The organism is Dyella sp. (assembly GCF_036384435.1).
Taxonomy (GTDB): Bacteria; Pseudomonadota; Gammaproteobacteria; order Xanthomonadales; family Rhodanobacteraceae; genus GSA-30.
Window position 1 is genome coordinate 64181 of sequence record NZ_DASVMI010000030.1, and the last position, 18277, is coordinate 82457.

21 protein-coding genes are annotated in these 18277 nt (G+C 58.9%); 8 read left to right on the forward strand and 13 right to left on the reverse strand.

Features of this window, described 5'->3' with window-relative positions; translation table 11 throughout:
* Nucleotides 1-187 precede the first annotated feature (187 nt).
* From VF436_RS02645 to VF436_RS02655, 3 genes are all read right to left on the reverse strand, one after another.
* Nucleotides 188-1705, reverse strand: a complete 1518-nt coding sequence (locus VF436_RS02645; protein ID WP_330902426.1) for a phospholipase D family protein — start codon at nt 1703-1705, stop codon at nt 188-190.
* 43 nt (nt 1706-1748) lie between these two features.
* On the reverse strand, nt 1749-2570 hold the full coding sequence (locus VF436_RS02650) for an EcsC family protein (RefSeq protein ID WP_330902427.1): 822 nt from the start codon (nt 2568-2570) through the stop codon (nt 1749-1751).
* 516 nt (nt 2571-3086) lie between these two features.
* Nucleotides 3087-3383 carry an aldehyde dehydrogenase family protein gene (locus VF436_RS02655; RefSeq protein WP_330902428.1) on the reverse strand — a complete coding sequence of 99 codons (297 nt, stop codon included), beginning with the start codon at nt 3381-3383 and terminating at the stop codon, nt 3087-3089.
* A gap of 312 nt (nt 3384-3695) precedes the next feature.
* Here VF436_RS02655 and VF436_RS02660 point away from each other — a divergent pair, with 312 nt between their 5' ends.
* The 4 genes from VF436_RS02660 to VF436_RS02675 all read left to right on the forward strand — a co-directional run bounded on the left by VF436_RS02660 (nt 3696) and on the right by VF436_RS02675 (nt 6592).
* Nucleotides 3696-4643 (forward strand): GlxA family transcriptional regulator, encoded by a 948-nt coding sequence (locus VF436_RS02660; protein ID WP_330902429.1) that lies wholly within the window; start codon nt 3696-3698, stop codon nt 4641-4643.
* A 145-nt stretch (nt 4644-4788) separates the two neighbouring features.
* Nucleotides 4789-5589 (forward strand): SDR family oxidoreductase, encoded by an 801-nt coding sequence (locus tag VF436_RS02665; RefSeq protein ID WP_330902430.1) that lies wholly within the window; start codon nt 4789-4791, stop codon nt 5587-5589.
* Nucleotides 5590-5729: 140 nt separating this feature from the next.
* Nucleotides 5730-6188 carry a tautomerase family protein gene (locus VF436_RS02670; protein ID WP_330902431.1) on the forward strand — a complete coding sequence of 153 codons (459 nt, stop codon included), beginning with the start codon at nt 5730-5732 and terminating at the stop codon, nt 6186-6188.
* A gap of 8 nt (nt 6189-6196) precedes the next feature.
* Nucleotides 6197-6592, forward strand: coding sequence for a hypothetical protein (locus VF436_RS02675; RefSeq protein WP_330902432.1), 396 nt, complete (start codon nt 6197-6199; stop codon nt 6590-6592).
* Between the two features lie 127 nt (nt 6593-6719).
* On the opposite strand, the gene VF436_RS02680 is transcribed toward VF436_RS02675, so the two are convergent.
* A complete protein-coding gene (locus tag VF436_RS02680) occupies nt 6720-7589 on the reverse strand; it encodes a type 1 glutamine amidotransferase domain-containing protein (RefSeq protein WP_330902433.1) in 870 nt (289 codons plus the stop codon).
* Between the two features lie 47 nt (nt 7590-7636).
* The gene (locus VF436_RS02685; RefSeq protein ID WP_330902434.1) at nt 7637-8446 is read right to left on the reverse strand and encodes an SDR family oxidoreductase; all 810 of its coding nucleotides are present in this window, start codon (nt 8444-8446) and stop codon (nt 7637-7639) included.
* Nucleotides 8447-8793: 347 nt separating this feature from the next.
* Here VF436_RS02685 and VF436_RS02690 point away from each other — a divergent pair, with 347 nt between their 5' ends.
* Nucleotides 8794-9165: a nuclear transport factor 2 family protein gene (locus tag VF436_RS02690; protein WP_330902435.1), complete on the forward strand. Its 372-nt coding sequence runs from the start codon at nt 8794-8796 to the stop codon at nt 9163-9165.
* 95 nt (nt 9166-9260) lie between these two features.
* On the opposite strand, the gene VF436_RS02695 is transcribed toward VF436_RS02690, so the two are convergent.
* The 5 genes from VF436_RS02695 to VF436_RS02715 form a co-directional block, all read right to left on the reverse strand.
* On the reverse strand, nt 9261-9434 hold the full coding sequence (locus tag VF436_RS02695) for a hypothetical protein (RefSeq protein WP_330902436.1): 174 nt from the start codon (nt 9432-9434) through the stop codon (nt 9261-9263).
* 67 nt (nt 9435-9501) lie between these two features.
* Nucleotides 9502-10080, reverse strand: coding sequence for a DUF4396 domain-containing protein (locus VF436_RS02700; RefSeq protein WP_330902437.1), 579 nt, complete (start codon nt 10078-10080; stop codon nt 9502-9504).
* A 376-nt stretch (nt 10081-10456) separates the two neighbouring features.
* Nucleotides 10457-10879, reverse strand: a complete 423-nt coding sequence (locus VF436_RS02705; RefSeq protein ID WP_330902438.1) for a DUF6691 family protein — start codon at nt 10877-10879, stop codon at nt 10457-10459.
* On the reverse strand, nt 10876-11316 hold the full coding sequence (locus VF436_RS02710; protein WP_330902439.1) for a YeeE/YedE family protein: 441 nt from the start codon (nt 11314-11316) through the stop codon (nt 10876-10878). The genes VF436_RS02705 and VF436_RS02710 overlap by 4 nt, the downstream gene beginning before the upstream one ends.
* Complete coding sequence (locus VF436_RS02715; RefSeq protein WP_414649802.1) at nt 11313-12224, reverse strand: MBL fold metallo-hydrolase; 912 nt, start codon at nt 12222-12224, stop codon at nt 11313-11315. The genes VF436_RS02710 and VF436_RS02715 overlap by 4 nt, the downstream gene beginning before the upstream one ends.
* A 210-nt stretch (nt 12225-12434) precedes the next feature.
* Here VF436_RS02715 and VF436_RS02720 point away from each other — a divergent pair, with 210 nt between their 5' ends.
* Together VF436_RS02720 and VF436_RS02725 are read left to right on the forward strand one after the other, a co-directional pair.
* Nucleotides 12435-12728 carry a metalloregulator ArsR/SmtB family transcription factor gene (locus tag VF436_RS02720; protein WP_330902483.1) on the forward strand — a complete coding sequence of 98 codons (294 nt, stop codon included), beginning with the start codon at nt 12435-12437 and terminating at the stop codon, nt 12726-12728.
* 269 nt (nt 12729-12997) lie between these two features.
* Nucleotides 12998-13444 (forward strand): HIT family protein, encoded by a 447-nt coding sequence (locus VF436_RS02725; protein WP_330902440.1) that lies wholly within the window; start codon nt 12998-13000, stop codon nt 13442-13444.
* A 295-nt stretch (nt 13445-13739) separates the two neighbouring features.
* Here VF436_RS02725 and VF436_RS02730 read toward each other — a convergent pair whose 3' ends face one another.
* Nucleotides 13740-14495: an SDR family oxidoreductase gene (locus tag VF436_RS02730; RefSeq protein WP_330902441.1), complete on the reverse strand. Its 756-nt coding sequence runs from the start codon at nt 14493-14495 to the stop codon at nt 13740-13742.
* A 92-nt stretch (nt 14496-14587) separates the two neighbouring features.
* Between VF436_RS02730 and VF436_RS02735 the strand changes: the two genes are divergently transcribed.
* Nucleotides 14588-15544 (forward strand): LysR family transcriptional regulator, encoded by a 957-nt coding sequence (locus VF436_RS02735; RefSeq protein ID WP_330902442.1) that lies wholly within the window; start codon nt 14588-14590, stop codon nt 15542-15544.
* 232 nt (nt 15545-15776) lie between these two features.
* Here the strand turns inward: VF436_RS02735 and VF436_RS02740 are convergent, their stop codons facing one another.
* Nucleotides 15777-17234 (reverse strand): glycoside hydrolase family 30 protein, encoded by a 1458-nt coding sequence (locus VF436_RS02740; RefSeq protein WP_414649803.1) that lies wholly within the window; start codon nt 17232-17234, stop codon nt 15777-15779.
* A 282-nt stretch (nt 17235-17516) separates the two neighbouring features.
* Nucleotides 17517-18140, reverse strand: a complete 624-nt coding sequence (locus tag VF436_RS02745; protein ID WP_330902444.1) for a hypothetical protein — start codon at nt 18138-18140, stop codon at nt 17517-17519.
* Nucleotides 18141-18277 lie beyond the last annotated feature (137 nt).

The following is an 18277-nucleotide window of genomic DNA, read 5'->3' on the forward strand; positions in this document are numbered from 1 at the left end:
TGGGAACAATGCCAGAAAGTTCTAGTTATGAGATGTCTGTCCGACGGGGGAGCTTACGCTTCCATATCGACCGATGCATAGGAGGTGCGAGATTCCAGTTATGGAATTAGCTATATATTCCGCCACTAGATTGAACGGCCACCGCTGAACAACAGACGCTTGTGGCATGCCGCCACTGCTGCACCAGTTACCGAGGCCCTTGCTTGCTCATCGACTGTGTCGGCGGCATCGGTAACTGCGGCGAAGTCGCGCCAGCGGCCGGCCAACGCAAGTTGGACGTCTCGATCGTCGATGTCTTGCACTTCGCTAGGAAGCGTGGCATGCCTGCTTCAACGAGCCGAAAAAGAACCGCGGGCGTTTTTTCAATCGGCCACTGGATCCAACTGCGGTCTTTACCGGTATGGCGGTCCGCCGGAAAGCCAAACTGGCGCGCCTCTTCCTTCGGAAGAAATACGCCGCAAACAACGTTTGGCCCGGCCAAGTAAAGAAGTACGCTTACGCGGCGCAAGGCCGGCTCGTCCTTGTAACGCAACGCTCTCTCGCCAAGTCCGATACGAACTTGCGGTGTCGTGGTGTCTATTGCTACACAGCGCATCCCTAGAAAATCACTGACCATGCATCCACACTGCAGCAACCAATTGAACATTGGATTGCCATACTCCGCTCTGCCTGCACTGCCAAATCGATAGCGCAATACCCGATCAAGGCTGATAACAGCTCCAACGCTCGAAGAATAGTCTTTGTTCTGTTTCTTCGACCAGCTAATGAAGTGACTATCCAGCACAGGCTTGATTAACATAGCGAATGCCTCGCGCTCCTTACCTTTTAAGGACATACCAAACAAGCCATCGGTCGCCTCCATGACATCCATCACCATGCCGCCCGGATAGGTCTTATGTCCACCGGCGAGGGGGCGACGTGCGCCGTGGCAGACCGTACCGCCGCGCTTTTTATATTGAATGTCAATATATCTATCCGATAAGTCACGACTGAGGTAGCTTTGCCAATTGTGGTAATAGTCCAGCGAGATGGAGGCTTTCCGGTGAGCCTTCGCCCCCATGCTCCGACTCAGCTGACGTTGCTCCCGATCTGCCTGTTCGAGCTTGCGTTCCGCTCTAGTAGGAACCGAACGCCACAATATGAGCTTGATGCCGCGATCAAGGAACGTCATCCAGTTGCTGTTATCAATCGCAAATCTGTTGCTGTTCGACGTTGCGGGCTTTGGACGACCGGCACGATGGGGTTTCCAGCGAAGATATGCCTCCCTGATCATATCGTCGTCGACGGTCTCTGCACTATCCCATTGAGTCTTGAACCAATCACGTGCCTGTTCAAGGTGTGCCTGATCCTCCACCCGATAGCCCGCCTCGATCCAATGGCCAACCTCGTCGCCCTCGAAGCCAAGGCCATTGGCAGAAAAGTTAGCGGATCCGATGATGCCGTAGCTGGCTCCCAACAGCACTTTCGCATGCAGGTTGCTCAGCTGTTTGACCTCCACGTTCGTGTGCTTCATTAGCTCCCCGATGACGCTGGGGTTGGTTCCTCCGCTCAGGAGATTACAAATGATTCGGCGCTTGCCGACGGCCGCCCCAAGAAGGACATCGTTCGCACCCTTTCCCCAAAAGGCAATGGCCATATCCACAGTCTCATCGGAGACGGCCAGGTCTTTGATGGCTTTGCTGTAGCCCTTGCCGACTAGAAACATAGTTGTTCCATTCCGATGGAGATGTTGGCATCCAGTATCGACATCAAATCAGCGCTGCGTCGACAATCCGTTCATTGTCGACCAACCAGCGCTCTTGAAAGGAGCGTCGTGCCGCCCAGCCGATCTCTCTGAGGTACCAACTGTTCACCGAGCCTCCTACCACTGCTCCGATAGCAGGAATAGCTTGAAGTGCCTTTCGCTTCGTCAGGTTAACGCCAAGCTGCTTTGCCAGTGTTTTGATGGCGATCACCCCGGCCTCCTTGCTCAACCTGTCCGAGGCGGCTTTCTCGGCAATCTTCTTCCATGTGGTCTTGGCGATGGTTACCTGGATCATGCGCAAGGCGGTCAGCGCTGCCGTTTTCTCGGCCATTTCATTGGCGCTTGAAGCGGAAAGTACGCCCAGCATGAAATCCTTGTCATCCTTCGTTTTCGCTTCGTAGCCGTAGCAGGCACCGATCTTGTGGATCGTGCGCAAAGCCAGGACCAGTACTGCGGGAATATCTGCAGCAATACCAAAAATGCCAGCCGCGCCTGTGGCGGCGCCCTCCGCACCGGCAATACCTATGGCCCAGTTGTGGACCTCATCAGCCAACTTGTCGGACCGCGCCAGATCAAGTGACTTAAGCTCTTCGAGGCTCGACACGCCCGCGTCGCGAAGGATGTCCCCGGTATCCGTTAGCCAGTCTGCCGCGGAAGAGGACAGCTCCAGCAACCCTTGGATGGCCGATACCGGCACGATCTTGTTGATCAGCCAGGACACTGGCGTCAATGCGATACCCACGGCCTGCGAGACGACAGAGGGCTCTTCCGCCTTCCAGGCTGTAATAGCGCTGAGTTGCTTCGTCTCATATTCCGTAAGATTCATCTGAGTTCCTTTTGCATTGGAATGCCACGCTGCCTGCCAAGAGGCACGTATATTCGGAGGGTAGGTAATGAGGACGATATCGACCGTTATTTCTACAACTTGAATGACGAGCCCAGGGGCATTCTACAGCGGTCTGCGGAGCGATGTGATTTTCTCGAAGAAGCCAGCCCTCACAGGCGTTCCCTTATTCTTCCCAGCTACACTGAAGAGCGGTGAGGGCCAGATATCGCTTCTTCTTTCTATCTTATGTTGGTCCGCCAAAAGAAACCTAGTAGATAAAATATAATCCAAGGCCAACAGCGGAGATCGGCCATCCGAGTATGACGGTTTTAACCCATATATCTTCCGCCAGGAAGTAAGCCAAGGCCTTCGGCCAATAAATATCGAACTAATTCTTGGCTTTCAGGATGCCAGGAACTGCGGTTAACGGTAGTGTCGCCACCAGCGTGATGAAGCCTTTTCGCGCGTAGTCATAGTACCCATATTGGGTACTTGCATAGTCCTGCGATGCCTTGACTAGCTTCGACGTCCCCCGATTTTGAGTAGCGCGATCACCTGTACTTCGGCGCGACTCTCGACGATCAGCTTGCCCATTTCGGCGGTGATGATACGTGCCAGCTCTTCCGTGCGCGCGTCGATCAGGTCGGCGAGTTTACGCAACACCACCAAGCGCGGCTGGATCGGGCCCTTGGACCACTGCGATTTGTAGAGCTTATGCGCGGCGGCCAGCGCCTCTTCGACCTGTTGATCCGAATAGCTGGGCCAGGTTTTGACCAGTTCGCCGGTGGTGGGATTGAAGATTTGATATGCCATGAAATTCTCCAGATATGCCCGTGAGGGTGCCCGGAGCGCGCCGCACCCGCGACGCACTCATTGGCTTGCAAGGAGCTCCTTGCGGAGCGCTACGTGCTGGTAAGGCGATTTGGTAGCGGCGGTGTTTGAGCACGCATTGCCTCGTCCGTGGCGAACAATTTAGGCGCCACCCACCGCGACCTTAATGACGTATATGCCAAGATTTACGCCGTCACGCGGCGCCAAATCCATTCGGGAAATGCTTGATTTTTTTGCAGTACGTCTCATTTAATCCATATTCAATGATTTAGGACACTCCGTTCGGAGAAGATCATGCACACCGTCGGCCTCCTCGTTTATCCCAATTTCCAGGCGCTTGGCCTCGTCGTCGGCACGGTGTTCGAGTACGCGAACCTGATGCACGACACGCCGGCCTATGACTTCAAACTGATCTCCGAGGAAGGCGGTGCGGTGATGTCGTCGCAAGGCTTCTCGGTCAACACCGTGCCGATCAACAAGGTGGGCTACGACACGCTGATAGTCACCGGAGACAACGAATGCCGGATGCCACCGGCAAGTTTGCTCGACTACGTCAGGAACGCACCCCAGCATTCGCGCCGCATCGCTTCGGTCTGCACCGGCGCCTTCGTGCTTGCCGAAGCAGGCTTGCTGGATGGCAAGCGCGCGACCACGCACTGGTTCCACGCGCGCGATTTCCAGAAGCGCTATCCGAACGTGCAGTTGGAAGAAGACCGCATCTTCGTCATCGATGGACAGGTGTGGACGTCGGCTGGCATGAGCGCCGGCCTGGATCTCGCCCTTGCCGTTATCGAGAAAGATCTCGGCGTGGAAGTCGCGCGCATGGTCGCGCGCAAGCTGGTGGTGTATCAGAGGCGCGGGGGCGGTCAATCGCAGTTTTCCGCGCTGCTTGAACTCAATGCCAAATCCGATCGCGTGCAGTTGGCGCTGGCGTATGCGAAAGAAAATCTCGGTAGCGAACTGTCGGTGGAAACACTCGCCGAAGCAGCACGCTTGAGCGCGCGCCAGTTCAGCCGCGTGTTCCGCGAGGAAACCGGGCAATCGCCGGCCAAAGCCATCGAACGCCTGCGCGTGGAAGCGGCCAGGATGATGATGGAAACCAGCCGGCTGCCGATCGAAGTGATTGCGCGCGAGACCGGCTTTGGCGACCGCGAGCGGATGCGGCAAGCCTTCTTGCGTGCGTTCGGGCAACCGCCACAGGCCATTCAGCGCGCGTCAGCGGCGGCGGAATTGGCCATCTGAACGACTGTCGCCGATTGCCGTGCGCTGCTGACGCGCACGCTCGCATGGCCTGAAAACCCTGCCTATCCGACATGGATCGTGCGCGCGCGGCTCTCTACGATCTCTCCATGTGCTGGCCATCCGCCAGCTAACTTTGGAGATCATCATGAGCACAGAAAATCTGGGCACTGCCCTCGTCACCGGCGCTTCGACTGGCATCGGCGCGCGTTACGCGCAACGACTGGCCGAGCGCGGCTATGACGTCATCCTGGTGGCGCGCAATCGCCAACGCATGAATGCGTTGGCATCCCGCCTCACCAACGAAACGGGCCGCAATTTCGAAGTGTTGGAAGCAGATCTCGTTGTTCCTGCTGACTTGCGCATGGTCGAAGAGATTCTGCGCACGGATTCGAGCATCACCATGCTGGTGAACAACGCCGGCGTCGGCGCGATCACGCCATTGGTAGATTCCGATGTCGACGACATGGAAAGCATGATCGATATCAACATCACCGCCCTGGTGCGACTCACCATGGCCGCCGTGCCGGCCTTCTTGAAGCGCGGCGCAGGCACGATCGTGCAGGTCGGTTCGGTGGTCGGCATCAAGGCCGAATGGCTGAACGGCGTCTACAGCGCATCTAAGGCCTTTGTGCTGGCCTACGCCCAATCGCTGCGCAACGAACTGTCGGCAAAGGGCATCCGCATCCAGGCGGTGCTGCCGGCCACCACGCGTACGGAGTTCTGGGATCGCGCTGGCAAGGCGTCGGATTCGCTTGCCGATGCGACCACGATGACGCCCGACGATGTCGTGCGCGCCGCGCTGGTAGGGTTGGATCAAGGCGAGTTTGTCACCATTCCGGCGCTGGAAGATGCTTCGCTCTACCAGGCTTACGACGATGCACGTAATGCGATGGCACCGGGTTTCGCCAATGGCAAACCTGCTTCGCGCTTCGCCATTCCCGACTGATCGCCAAGGCAGGCCGTACGTCCGATCCGGTATCGAGACCATCCGACACCGGATCGGCGTCAATAGTTATCGATAACCTGCAAGGGTGGCGAAGCTCGCGACCCTTTTTTGTTTTGCCCCAAAACCCGAGGTTTTGCGTCATGCCAACCTACGTTTGTTCGGTTCCTCCCCAGCGTTTGACGAAGGAACAAAAAACGGAAATCGCCACGGCCATCGGCCGCCGCCACAGCGACGCGACCGGCGCGCCGGCTTTTTTCGTGCAGGTGGACATCGATGAAAGCCCTACCAAGCTGCGCTTCCTGGGCGGAACGCTCAGCGACGCACACATTTGGATTCGCGGCGACATTCGCGCTGGCCGCACGGATGCGGTGCGCCAGACGTTGATGCTGAACATCATGAAAGACGTAAGCGCGATCACTGGCGTCAAGGAGCAGGATATCTGGATCTACCTTTGCAACCTCGTGCCCACCGATATGGTCGAGTTCGGCCGCGTGCTTCCTGTACCAGGCGAAGAACAGGCGTGGTTCGAAAGTCTCCCTGCCCACTTGCAGGCCTACATGCTCAGCCTGGGCACCACCGGAAAAACATTCAAGCTTTGAGAGGTTTCATGCCGTACTTGCAACTCGATGTAACCGGCCATTATCCGGCACCGCTGAAGCAGTCACTGGCCGCGACGATGAGCGAAACCTATGCACGCCTGATGTCGGTGGATATCCGGCGCATCAGCGTCGCCATCCGCGAACTTGGCGAAGGTGGCGTGTGGCGAATCCCCGAAGCCGGCGCCGAACCGATTCCCGTCTCGGTGATGATGCTCGACATTCGATCCGGACGCCCGCCCGAACTGAGGATGGAAGTGGCGAGAGCACTATGCGCGCACTGCATCGACATCCTTGGCCTTGAAGAGCATCGACTAAACGTCGAATTCACGCAGCACTCCGGCGATGAGATGTATCACCCTGCCTTGGGTGGCTACAGTCCGGACTGGACACCCGGCGAGCACTGACGTTGGCAACATCCAAAGCGTGTTGGCTCACGTCGCTCACACGCTTTGATTGCTCGCCGTGGAATCGCACATTAAAAAGCCAGGGGTTTCCGCCGGCTTTTTGTTTGGCAAAGTTTGTTGCTGCAGCTTAGCGCTTGATCGCCTTGTTTAACTGCGCCACCAGCGTGTCGCCGAACGCCGGGGCCGACATCGGCTGCTGGCCAGTGATCAGCTCGCGGTCCACGACAACGTTGCTGTGCCAGTTGGCCACCGAATCCACGTGCGCACCCGCTTCGGCCAACGCGTTCACCGGGTAGAACTGCACGTTGCCGCCCAGGCCGTTCGGGCCTTCTAGCTGCTGTTCTTCGCCAGTGGAGAACACCGTCACGCGATAGCCGGCATACGGCCAGTCTTTGGCCAGCGAATTGGCCTTGCCATCGTTGGCGATCAGCGAAGCGATAAACGCGTTCGGATCATTCAGCGCCGACAACAGCACGATTGGGCCATGGCAGATGATGCCGGTCGGGCGACCCGTTTCATGGAAGCTGACCAGGATCTTGCCGAGGTTCTTGTCCTTCAGCAGATCGACCATCGGCGCGTGGCCGCCCGGGATGAACAGGCCAACGTAACCCTGCGTACCTTCGGCAACCACCGATGCCAGCGTCTTGGGGCGCTTGAGCTGCTCGATACCCTGGGCATACTTCAGCGCATCGGCGCGGGCCGCGTCGTCGCCGCCGAAAAACATCTTGTTGTTCGAGTTGGCATCCATCACCGGCTGGTCGCCATTCGGGTTGGCGATAACCGGCTCGTACCCGGCTTCGATCAACTTGCGGTACGGCACGACGAATTCGTTGAGATAGTAGCCGGTGCTGTACTTCTTGCCTTCGCGCAGATCCAACTCGTGGGCGCTTGACATGACGACGAGCACTTTGCCGCGCGACTGGGCGGATACGGTGGGCGGAACGACGATGGCGGTGGCCATGGCCAGTACGGCGGCGCTGAGTTTCATGATGTTCATGGTAATTTCTCTCTTTGGTTTGAATGGCTAAATGATGGGTGGGCGATTTACACCCGAGCTTGGGTGGGTAGTACGTAACGCGGAGCGGGCTTTGCGTTGACGAGCTTTGCGGATAGATCCAGACGGCCAGCTTCCCAGCGGGACCAGTCGTCGTTGTCGTGAAGCGCGGGAATGGTGATCAGCTCGCCCTGGTCGAGGCCGGCCAGCGCGGCATCGACCAGGTCTTCGGTCGACATGGTGGAAGCGGCTTGTTTCTGCGACGCGTAGCCGGCGACGTCCCAGAATTCCGTGGCGGTGGCGGCCGGCAATACGGTCTGGATGCGTACGCCCTTGTCGGCGAGATCTTGATGCAGGCGATGGCCGAAGCTCAGCACGTAGGATTTCGACGCGCTGTAAACGCCGTTCAACTTCTCTGCCGCAATGGCCACAGCCGAGCTGATGTTGACGATGGTGCCTGCGCCACGTGCAACGAATGCAGGGGCTGCTGCATACGTAAGGCGCGTCAACGCAGTGATGTTGAGCGAGATCATCGCTTCCATCTCATCGGCATTGCTGTCGAGCACCGATGCCACCGAACCGATACCCGCGTTGTTCACCAGCATGGTGATGTTGCGGTCGGTGCGCAGAATGGCCTCGATCCTGGCCAGCGCGGCCTTGTCGTTGAGGTCGGCGGGAATCGCCAGCACCGTGCGGCCCGTTTCGGCGGTGATCTGGCGGTCCAGGGTATTAAGCCGCTGCTCGTTGCGGGCGACCAGGATCAGGTCGTAACCGCGCCTGGCGAGGCGATCGGCATACACAGCGCCGATCCCGGTGGAAGCGCCGGTAACCAGCGCAGTACCTTTCGTGGAGTGAGTCATGTCGTTTCTCTCTTCAGTTTGGCCCGACAGGGCGTCGGTGCTTGAGCTGAATTCTGAGAACGGCGGGCAATATCCTCAATGTCGCATATGCAATGATTTAGGACATGACGGAGTTCGAGGGTTAGCGGTGTGCCCGGCCATCATCCGACCCGGTGCCCCGCACTGTGCGCATATCACTGCCGCGGCAGATCACACCCGGCAGCCAATCGCGAACCGCGCTCGAACGCACGCAGACGCGGCGGCGACGGTATGGAAAGCCAATCCAAGCACGCCTCGGCAAAACACTACTGACACATCCAGACACACGTGCGACCTACGCTGGCTCCGTTCCCAAGGAGCCATAAACCATGCAGCAGATATCCATCGAGGCGTTGCCCGACGTTGTACGCAGTCATGTCGAAGCCATCAACCAGCGTCATCTCGACGCACTCATGGCAACGCTTGCACCCGATGCGCTCATTAATGACGCCAAGCGGGAATTCCTTGGCCATGCCGCGATTCGCGCCTGGGCACGCGAAGAAATCATCGGTGCCAGCGTCACGTTGGGCATCGAGAAGGCTTATGCGCAATCGGGCAACGCGATCGCTCGTTTTCGCGTGGATGGCGATTTCGACAAGTCGAAACTGCCGGATCCATTCGTGCTGACCTACTACTTTACGATCCGCAGCGACCTGATCACTCAGTTGATCATCGTGCACAACGGCAAGAACGCATCGTAATGGCGAATCAGAAACGAGCCCCAAGAGCGCACTGACCGGACAGGAGCGGCAACGTTCCCGTGGCCGCTCCCGCTAGGCGAAAGATCGCAGGCGTTTCAAGGCGCGGCCATGGACAGCTCAACACTGCGGATCGGCACGCTCGCCAGTCCTTGCGGCAACAACATCCGCGCAGTCGCGATGAGGTTCAGATACTCGCGCCGCAGTTTGATCTTGCCGTTTTCCATCACCAGCTTGGTGACGTCATCCTGCACGTACAGGCGATGCTGCAAGGTCGAAAGCGTGTTTTCGCCGCGTCAGGGCGGCGGAATCTCGCGCCATTGCCTCGCATGCAAGCAGTCACATCGATTCCTTGATGCCACGACGCATTAGCACGGCATTCACTGGATAGCTGGTGAAAAAACCCGCGACCATTGCCCACTGCATGGCAAACCAGAATTCGACATGCCCAGCCGAGGACGGTCCACCGAGAACGCGCGGATAAAGCCAAAGCTGCACTATGGCCATCGCCCCAAACATGCCTCCCTGCCAGGCGAGCAGAGAAGCGATATCGGCGCGAAGCGCTGCCTTGAAGCCATCCCACGGCGAAAGATGCCGCATTGGAACAATGGCGAAATACTGGAAAGCGATGCCGAAGCCGAAGGCGAGTAAGGTGTCGAGAATCCAGGTGGCGAAGAGCTTCCCGTCGAACAGCCAGTGCCAGCCGAAGGCAACTGCCACACCAGGAGCACCGAGCACGAGATATTCGGCCAGTACGTCGCCAAGCGTGCACCCGCTTCCGCAATGCAACGTTCCCTTGGCCACGCTTGCCCAACGTGGCTGCTTCTCCGTAGTGCGGCCATATCGGACGAAGAACCACACGATCCAAACCGATCCGAAGAGAGCGCAGACTGGCCAGACAACGTTCATCACCCGCATGCGTAAGGGGTGCCTGACGAGATAAATCGACAGGCCCAGGGCACTAAGGCCGCTGAGGGCGAGGCTTATCAGGCATAGAAGATGAAACGCAGCCATGGCGACATTCTCGCGGCTGCCATGTGCAGGCGATGCAGAGTAGAGCAGCAAGCTGCGTTCACATCGATAACATGCGAAAACGACACTGACGTCGCTGGTATGCGATTGTTAGGCCGGTCAAGGAAAAGCCGCTCAATTGATCGTGAGTATCAGTCATCTTCAGAGGCAACGCGCCAATTGAGTGGGTGGCATGTCGAGCGTGAACGTTGGTGGCAACGCCACCACGTGCTCATAGACGCTATGGCATTGCGCAGAGCGGCCCTATTCGCAGCGATCAAGATCAGAGCGCTGATCGACGCCGATGAACGAATCCATGCACAAGCATGCCTGCGATCATGGCGCCTGCGAAGACGAGCGCGAAGGGCTGGCCCGTTCCAAGCAGTGCGATGGCAGGGCCTGGGCAGACCCCAGCCAATCCCCAACCCACACCGAATATCGCCGCGCCAGCGATCAGGTTCCGGTCGATCGTGCGGTGGGTTGGAACATGCAGCGACGCGGCAAGCAGGGGCTTTTCGCGGGCACGCATCCATCGGTAGGCCGCGGCGGAGGGGATCAGCGCGCCAACCATGACCAGCGCCAGGGCAGGGTCCCAAGTGCCAGTGACGTCGAGGAAGGCAAGCACGCGCGCCGGGTTGGCCATGTCGGAAACGAGCAGTCCGAATCCGAATAACGCGCCGCAGAGGAATGCAGCCAGCCGGATCATGGCGCACCCCCGGTAACCATTCGCATCAGGGCGACCGTGGCCATGCCCATCAGCATGAACACGAGGGTGGCCACCATGGATCGTGGCGAAGCCCTGCTCAAGCCACACACGCCATGTCCGCTGGTGCATCCAGCGCCCAGACGTGTTCCGTAGCCGACCAGCAACCCCGCTGCCACAAGCTCCATCGCACCGTTGACGGAGAGAGGCGGCAGTGGAATGGGCTTGATCTGAAGTGCCAAGCCTGATGCCACGGCAAGTCCAGCCAGGAACAGCGCAGCGATACCTCGTCCGTCGCCTTCCGACAGGCCTAGGGTCTTGGCAAGCAGACCGGAGACGCCAGCGATGCGTCCGGCAAGAACCAGGTAGGCCCCGGCAGCCGTGCCGATCATCACACCGCCTAGGAGCGGCCAATACCACGCCAAGGGGTGCAGGGTCATAGCAAGTCCACCGGCAGCTTGAGGTAGCGCACGCCGTTGTCGTCGGGCTCGGGCAGGTGGCCGGCGCGCATGTTGACTTGTACTGATGGCAGGATGAGGCGAGGCATGGGGAGCGCGGCATCCCGTGCTTCCCGCATCTCCACGAACATCGCTTCGGTCACGCCGTCGTGTACGTGCACGTTGGACGCCCTTTCGGCGCCGATGGTGGTTTCCCATGCGAAATGATCGCGGCCGGTGGCCTTGTAGTCATGGCATAGGAAAACCCGGGCATGATCCGGTAGCGCCAGCAGGCGGTGGATCGAGCGATATAGTTGGCGTGCCGAACCACCAGGGAAATCGCAACGGGCGGTGCCATAGTCCGGCATAAAGAGGGTGTCGCCGGGAAACACCGCGTCTCCGATCACATAGGCCAGACATGCTGGGGTATGGCCCGGCACGTGTAGCGCTATCGCCTCTAGATTCCCGATGTTGAAGGTGGCGCCATCAGCGAAAAGACGATCGAACTGGCTGCCATCCCGTTTGAAGTCGGCACCGGCATGGAAGACCTTGCCAAAGGTGTCCTGCACAGCAGTGATGTGCTCGCCGATAGCTAACGTGCCGCCCACCTGCTCTTGCAGCCATGGGGCCGCCGAGAGATGGTCGGCATGCGCATGGGTTTCCAGCAGCCACTGGACGTTCAGGCCTTCCTCGCGCACATACCGCACCAGTGCCGAGGCAGAGTCTGTGGAGGTGCGTCCCGCGGCCATGTCGAAGTCAAGCACGCTATCGATAATGGCGCATGCGGACGAAGCAGGATCGCGTACTACATGGGTGGCCGTGAAAGTGACCGGATCGAAGAAGGTCTGCACATGAGGCGAAAATGCAGGGTTGGCGTGCGCCTTGAGGACGATGCCAGAAGCCCACTCCAAGGAGACATCTGCAGCTACGGACGGGTTCACGGCACGCTCCGCGTCGGTTGGATGGCGAGATAATTACATGATTTATGAAAGTATGCAACTATTGAATTCGTGGTAGGTTGCACCGAAGCCGCTCGCGGCGCTTTTCCCGCAAAATCCAAGGTGTCCATGGCGTCCCTGCCCGCTACCAGCCCCTCGTTCACCCCGGCCGACCTTGCCGTCATGAAAGCGCGCGTGCCTGAAGTTTCCGAGTTGCTGCGCTTTATGGCCACGCCATCGCGCCTGCTGCTGCTGTGCCAGCTCGCCCAGGGGGAAATGACAGTGGGCGGCCTGGAGGAAGCGACCGGGATCCGCCAGCCAGCACTCTCCCAGCAATTGGCCGAGCTGCGTCAACGACAGCTGGTCGCTACCCGACGCGAATCGAGGTCGATCATCTATCGCATGGCGGACTCGCGCGTCGCAGCTTTGCTTACCGCGATGCATGGGATCTTCTGTATGGATGCTGCATCGCCTTAAAGCGATCCAGCAACTTGGCTTGATGTGCCGCGGCGATCTCGACGTTCCTTGGTGGCAGGCTGACACAAGAGAAGTGGCTTGCTTGACGGACTTCCGGTTTGCGCCGCAAAAATACAAACAGAATCCATGCCGCAATGGGCCGCTTGAAGCCGAGAGTTATCGCCGCGCAATGCAAGCCAAGCCATTGCATTCCAACTTGACGCCTGGCCAAGTGGCACCACAGAATCCTGAATTAACCTCCTCATAAAGTCTGTGGATAGCCAAGCCTTATGAAGCATGCTCCACCCGGCTACGAATGTCCGTTCTGCGGCATTGCCGAGACGCTTCCTTCGCCGGCTTCGGAGTCTGCCGTCGTGCTCGTGGAGACCAACGTTTACGCCCTGATTCCCACGCTCTGCTACGCCGGCATCAAGGGGAATTGCCTGGTGATTCCTCGACGACACTACGAAAACGTGCTGGATATGCCGGATGACCTTGGCAGCGATTTCTTTCGCGCCACGCGTCGCCTGGCGCAGGCCATGCTGACCGCCTTCGGGTGCAACGGCATTTCCACTCGCCAACATAACGGCCCAGCTGGCAACCAGGATGTGTGGCATTACCACCTCCATGTGTTTCCTCGTTATGCCAAAGACGATCTGTACGCCAGACCCAAGGCTCCATACACCGTGGAAGAACGCATGGAACTGGCAGCTACTCTCCGGGCGGCCTTGCAGTAACACGCGCTCTGCTTGCGAGCAGATCGACTTGCACGCGCCGTAGTGGCACCGTCATGGCAATCCATGCAAGCCAATGCTTTAAAATATTGCGTTACGTTCGAACAAAACGGTATGCCGGTGGTACCGATCACACTACGGGCATGGCACTCGGCCCGGCCTTGCATCGTGGTGCACACGCGGCTGCTTCTATCGTAGATGCGATGCGTCACAGGTAAGACGATTCAACGGATCTCGCATTCACGTAACGACAAGAAAATCGGGCTGCTGGCAATGGATATGCCAGCAGCCGATTGATTCAGACTTGCGCTTGACCGCCATCGATGAAGAGCTCGATCCCGGCGATGAATGCAGCATCCGGCGAGGCAAGAAATACCGCGGCGCCCGCCACGTCGTTAGGGTCCCCCACCCGGCCGAGCGGAACCGTGGATGCCATGTAGTCGAGCATCCCTTGCTGGTCTGCGGGGTCGGAACCGGCGAGTTCGACCAGGCCCGGTGTCTTGATCGGGCCGGGACTGATCACGTTGACGCGAATACCCCGCGACTTGAGATCAAGCGTCCAGCTACGCGCGAAATTGCGTACCGCCGCCTTCGTCGCACTGTAGACGCTGAAGGCCGGCGTGCCCTTGATGCTTACGTTGGACCCCGTCAGGATCACCGATGCACCATCGACAAGCAGAGGCAGCGCTTTTTGCACGGTGAACAGCACGCCCTTCACATTGCGACCAAAGGTATCTTCGTAATGTTCTTCGGTGATGGAGCCAAGCGGCAGCATCGAGCCACCTCCGGCGTTGACGAACAGGATATCGATGCGACCGGCTTCGTTCTTGACCCGCTCGTAGAGACGATTGAGGTCATTGAGATCGGCGGAGTCGGCCTGCACGCCGATGGCGCCTGAACCAATCGCCGCCACCGCGGCCTGAAGCTCCTGCTGGCGGCGACCGGTGACGAACACCTGGGCTCCTTCCAATGCAAAACGCTTGGCCGTAGCCAGTCCGATACCGCTGGTGCCGCCCGTGACAACGGCAATCTTTCCTTCCAGTTTGCGAGCCATGGTTTGTCTCCTGTTGTGGGGTGAGACAAATCTAGGGCCGCATGCTATTTTTCGAAATAGCAACAAATGAAAACCATCATTGCATATTTGATATGTCCAAACTTCCCGATTTTGAAGGCCTGGCCATGTTCGGCAAGGTGGCCGAAGAAGGCTCTTTTGCCGGGGCAGCCACGGCCATGGGCGTCTCGGTGGCGACGGTGTCGCGTGCGGTCACCCGACTGGAAGAGCGACTTGGCGGTCGCCTGTTCAATCGAACATCGCGTCGATTGTCCCTCACCGATTACGGCCGCTCCCTCGCAGAACGCGCCACGAAGATCTATACCGATGCCGCGGATGCCGAGGATTTCGCACGCGAGACATCGCGCCGGCCGCGCGGCCTGATCAAGCTCGCTGTGCCGCTATCGTTCGGTACGCGCTGGGTTGCGCCGTTGTTGCCGGAATTCTTTCGCGCCTATCCGGATATAGCTATCGACCTGCATGCCAGCGATGCACGAGCAGACCTGATCGGCGAAGGCTTCGATGCGGCGTTGCGCATCGCCGCCATGGAAGATTCATCACTAGTGGCGCGGCTCATCGCCCCGATGCGTCGATTCCTGGTGGCCGCTCCGGACTACCTCTCTCTTCGTGGCCGACCGCAGCATCCCCGTGATCTTGGCGCCCATCCATGCCTGAGTTACGCCATCCGCAACCGCAGGGATGTATGGCATTTCACCCATGAACGAAGTGGCGAGGAATGCAGCATCACACCTACAGGCATGCTGCGCGCCACCAGTGTGGAGATCCTGCTTCCTACCATATTGGCAGGCACGGCGATTACCGAAGTGCCCGAATTCATCGCCACCGAATACTTTCGCAGCGGGCAACTCGAACCCGTCTTGCCTGATTGGAATATGCCATCCGGTGGCCTGTATTTTGTCACGCCGACGACCCGCGCACGGCCAGCAAAAGTCAGCGTGCTAGCGGACTTTCTCACGTCCCGGCTGGCGGTGGCGCAATGGCGATCGGAACCCCATATCGGCAAGAAGTCACCCCGTGCTCGCAGGCGATAACGTTGGGGCTCGCGCCCTTTCATGGTTTCTGGAACTCAAGAAGCTGCTCCTGTTCTTCGTGCTGGCCGGTTTCTGAAAGCGACGCGGAGCTGGATGACGGACGGCCAACAAGGATAGGGATGGATGGGAGAGGTTTGCGGCGCGTCGTGCTGCCGCGAACCGGGGCACGCCCTCGCGACAGGCATCCCATCATGCGATGGCCGCTTGATACAGCGCAGGAAAATCCCTGGCTTTAAAGCCCGCTCTTGGCCATTCTCGCCTGCACCCACCAGGCGGCACGTCGTATCAAGCTAAGCCCTGGATACTGGCTCCATACAAAGGTGCCGACACTTTTCGGTGGCATCATGTATTCGAACCGGCTTTGATCGTCGACGACGGAAAGATGGCGCTCTTCGGCGTTGCTGTTCACCACCACCAGCACGATGGAACTATCCACCGTGTTCTGGAATGCCACGTTCGCGATGCCCTTGTCGGTATCGGTCGAGTTCACCCGAAACGCGCCCGGCAACACGAAGCGGCTGAAATGCGCGAGGGCGTAGTATTCATCGTTGCGACTCACCTCGCCGGTTTTCGAGTCGATGGTGATCACGCCCTTGCAGTTGGCGCATCCGCCAAAATGCGGGCCGTGGTTTTCATCGAGCGCCAGATTCCAGTAGATGACGCCGCGTGCCCATTGCCGGATGCTTGCGATCAACAGGTTGCGCGAGAACCATAACAGCTCGCCGTGAATACTCGACGCCCAATCGCCGCCGGAACATTCGGTGAGATACGCATCCTTGCTCGGAAAAGCTCGATGCAGGCGCCCTTGTGCATAGGGGCTGCCTTCGTAGCAGTGCCAGGCGATGCTGTCGACATAACGGGCAGCCTCTGGATAGGCGAGCACGCTCGATGCCTGTTCGGGATGACTCCAGTTGTGATCCCACTCCATGATGCGCGTGAAGGGCTTGCGTGTGGCCAGCTTGGGACCGAGGTAATTGGCGATCAGGCGCGTTCGCTGCTCGGATCCCATCGCCATGCCCGGATAGGTCAAGGGCTGGAAAGCAGGTTCGTTTTGCAGGGTCAGCGCAAAAATGGGAATGCCATACTTGCGATAGGTGTCGATGTACTTGAGCAGATAGTCCGCGTACACGCTTTCGTACTGCTCCAGCAACGTACCGCCAATCAGGTTCTCGCTGCTCTTCATCCATGCCGGCGCACTCCATGACGTCGCGACAATGGCGAGCTGGGGATCGATGGCCAGGATCTGGCGTACCGTCGGTATCACGTCGAGCAGGTTGGATGCCACATTGAAATGCTCAAGCGACGGGTCGCTATCACCGACAGGCACGTCATCGAGCGTGTAGGGCTTCAACGAAAAATCCGATGCACCAATCGTCAGGCGCATCATGTTGAAGTCGAGGTTTGGCGGCGGTCCGTAGAGCTCATGCAACAAGGCGGCGCGTTGCAGCGCATTGAGCTTGTTCTGGATCAACCAGGCCGACGAGTCGGTCATGGCCGCGCCGAATCCCACCATGGATTGATAGGTCTTGTGTACGTCCACCACGATGTCGGCGTCGGCCTTGCCGCGCGCACTCATGGCGATGTCGGGCTGCGGCTCAAGCTTCAGCCGGCGATCGGCCGTGCTCAGCCACAGCTCGACGACAGGCACGACGGGCTTTTCGACCACGGCGATCTTGGGCGGCGCCACCATCTGCCGGGACGGCAGCGCATACAGCGCCATGAAGCTGATCACAATGAGTCCAGCGATGAGGGCGACGGTCACCCGCCCCGATCCCATCCCATGTTCATCCATAGCGCCTGTAACGTCCTTTGCCCATGCCGCGGCTCACCTGGATCACTTTGTTGCTGGACGTGTATATCAGAGCAGGAAGTGGCATCCACTTTCCAGGCTCCCGATGCGATCAGCCTGACAAATCGATCCCAAGGAGAGCCTGAACGCGCTCCATGGCCTCCCTGCAGGAAACTGCGGCGGTCATAAGCCTTCGCGGCGACAGATCTCCTGGACCAGCAGATGCGACAGTGCGGCCACGTGACCATCGTATTTCCGGATGGCAGGGATGGCCCATTCACCGCCGGCAAGGACAAAGTGCTGTTCCCATTGCGGCATCGCCAGCAATTGATCGACGGTCACGCGCCGGGAACCACCCATTTCCGCATGACCGCCACCGATGGATTGGCCAACGCCGAACAGTCGCGTGCTGAACGGATAGACGTGCACATCATAGACATGGTGCGACGGATGCTCGGTCGTGGGCGCCTGGTTTTTATAGCTCAGGCGAAGCAGTTGATTCTCCCGTCGCTCGGCGGTCAGGGGCACCGAATGTTCGTAAAGGTAGCTGGCAGGCAATTCACCTACCTGCGGCCAGGCCACGTGTTGCTCCGTGTACGTCAGATGCTTGAACGTTCTGGGATAGGCAAGTTGCGTCCATCCCAAGTCCTCGCGGGCGATGCTTGCATTGAACAGTCGATGTTCGCTGCCAGCAAACTCGATGACCAGTTGCCAGGTTTCATTGGGGGCGACACGGTGAATGCCTGGAGCACGCTTCGACATTTCCAAAGGCACGTCGCCAGGAAGCGAGTTTGTTGTGCCGGGCATCTTTGCAGCTCCTTTGAGTCTTATCGCATCGGCAAGTTTAGAGGCATGGGCCTGGACGCCGAAACGCGATCAATCCCTGGGCCTGATGGGTAGCCCGATCGGGTCGTGAGCCGATCAGATCCGTGATCGGCTCATGC

What these genes read in the sequence shown, in the direction of transcription:
- VF436_RS02700 (WP_330902437.1), bottom strand. Translation starts at nt 10,080, where the DNA reads ATGCGGGTGATGAACGTTGTCTGGCCAGTCTGCGCTCTCTTCGGATCG.
- VF436_RS02710 (WP_330902439.1), bottom strand. Translation starts at nt 11,316, where the DNA reads ATGACCCTGCACCCCTTGGCGTGGTATTGGCCGCTCCTAGGCGGTGTG.
- VF436_RS02690 (WP_330902435.1), top strand. Translation starts at nt 8,794, where the DNA reads ATGCAGCAGATATCCATCGAGGCGTTGCCCGACGTTGTACGCAGTCAT.
- VF436_RS02670 (WP_330902431.1), top strand. Translation starts at nt 5,730, where the DNA reads ATGCCAACCTACGTTTGTTCGGTTCCTCCCCAGCGTTTGACGAAGGAA.
- VF436_RS02730 (WP_330902441.1), bottom strand. Translation starts at nt 14,495, where the DNA reads ATGGCTCGCAAACTGGAAGGAAAGATTGCCGTTGTCACGGGCGGCACC.
- VF436_RS02665 (WP_330902430.1), top strand. Translation starts at nt 4,789, where the DNA reads ATGAGCACAGAAAATCTGGGCACTGCCCTCGTCACCGGCGCTTCGACT.
- VF436_RS02740 (WP_414649803.1), bottom strand. Translation starts at nt 17,234, where the DNA reads ATGGTGGCGCCGCCCAAGATCGCCGTGGTCGAAAAGCCCGTCGTGCCT.
- VF436_RS02720 (WP_330902483.1), top strand. Translation starts at nt 12,435, where the DNA reads ATGAAAGCGCGCGTGCCTGAAGTTTCCGAGTTGCTGCGCTTTATGGCC.
- VF436_RS02685 (WP_330902434.1), bottom strand. Translation starts at nt 8,446, where the DNA reads ATGACTCACTCCACGAAAGGTACTGCGCTGGTTACCGGCGCTTCCACC.
- VF436_RS02645 (WP_330902426.1), bottom strand. Translation starts at nt 1,705, where the DNA reads ATGTTTCTAGTCGGCAAGGGCTACAGCAAAGCCATCAAAGACCTGGCC.
- VF436_RS02650 (WP_330902427.1), bottom strand. Translation starts at nt 2,570, where the DNA reads ATGAATCTTACGGAATATGAGACGAAGCAACTCAGCGCTATTACAGCC.
- VF436_RS02725 (WP_330902440.1), top strand. Translation starts at nt 12,998, where the DNA reads ATGAAGCATGCTCCACCCGGCTACGAATGTCCGTTCTGCGGCATTGCC.
- VF436_RS02735 (WP_330902442.1), top strand. Translation starts at nt 14,588, where the DNA reads ATGTCCAAACTTCCCGATTTTGAAGGCCTGGCCATGTTCGGCAAGGTG.
- VF436_RS02745 (WP_330902444.1), bottom strand. Translation starts at nt 18,140, where the DNA reads ATGCCCGGCACAACAAACTCGCTTCCTGGCGACGTGCCTTTGGAAATG.
- VF436_RS02655 (WP_330902428.1), bottom strand. Translation starts at nt 3,383, where the DNA reads ATGGCATATCAAATCTTCAATCCCACCACCGGCGAACTGGTCAAAACC.
- VF436_RS02660 (WP_330902429.1), top strand. Translation starts at nt 3,696, where the DNA reads ATGCACACCGTCGGCCTCCTCGTTTATCCCAATTTCCAGGCGCTTGGC.
- VF436_RS02705 (WP_330902438.1), bottom strand. Translation starts at nt 10,879, where the DNA reads ATGATCCGGCTGGCTGCATTCCTCTGCGGCGCGTTATTCGGATTCGGA.
- VF436_RS02680 (WP_330902433.1), bottom strand. Translation starts at nt 7,589, where the DNA reads ATGAACATCATGAAACTCAGCGCCGCCGTACTGGCCATGGCCACCGCC.
- VF436_RS02675 (WP_330902432.1), top strand. Translation starts at nt 6,197, where the DNA reads ATGCCGTACTTGCAACTCGATGTAACCGGCCATTATCCGGCACCGCTG.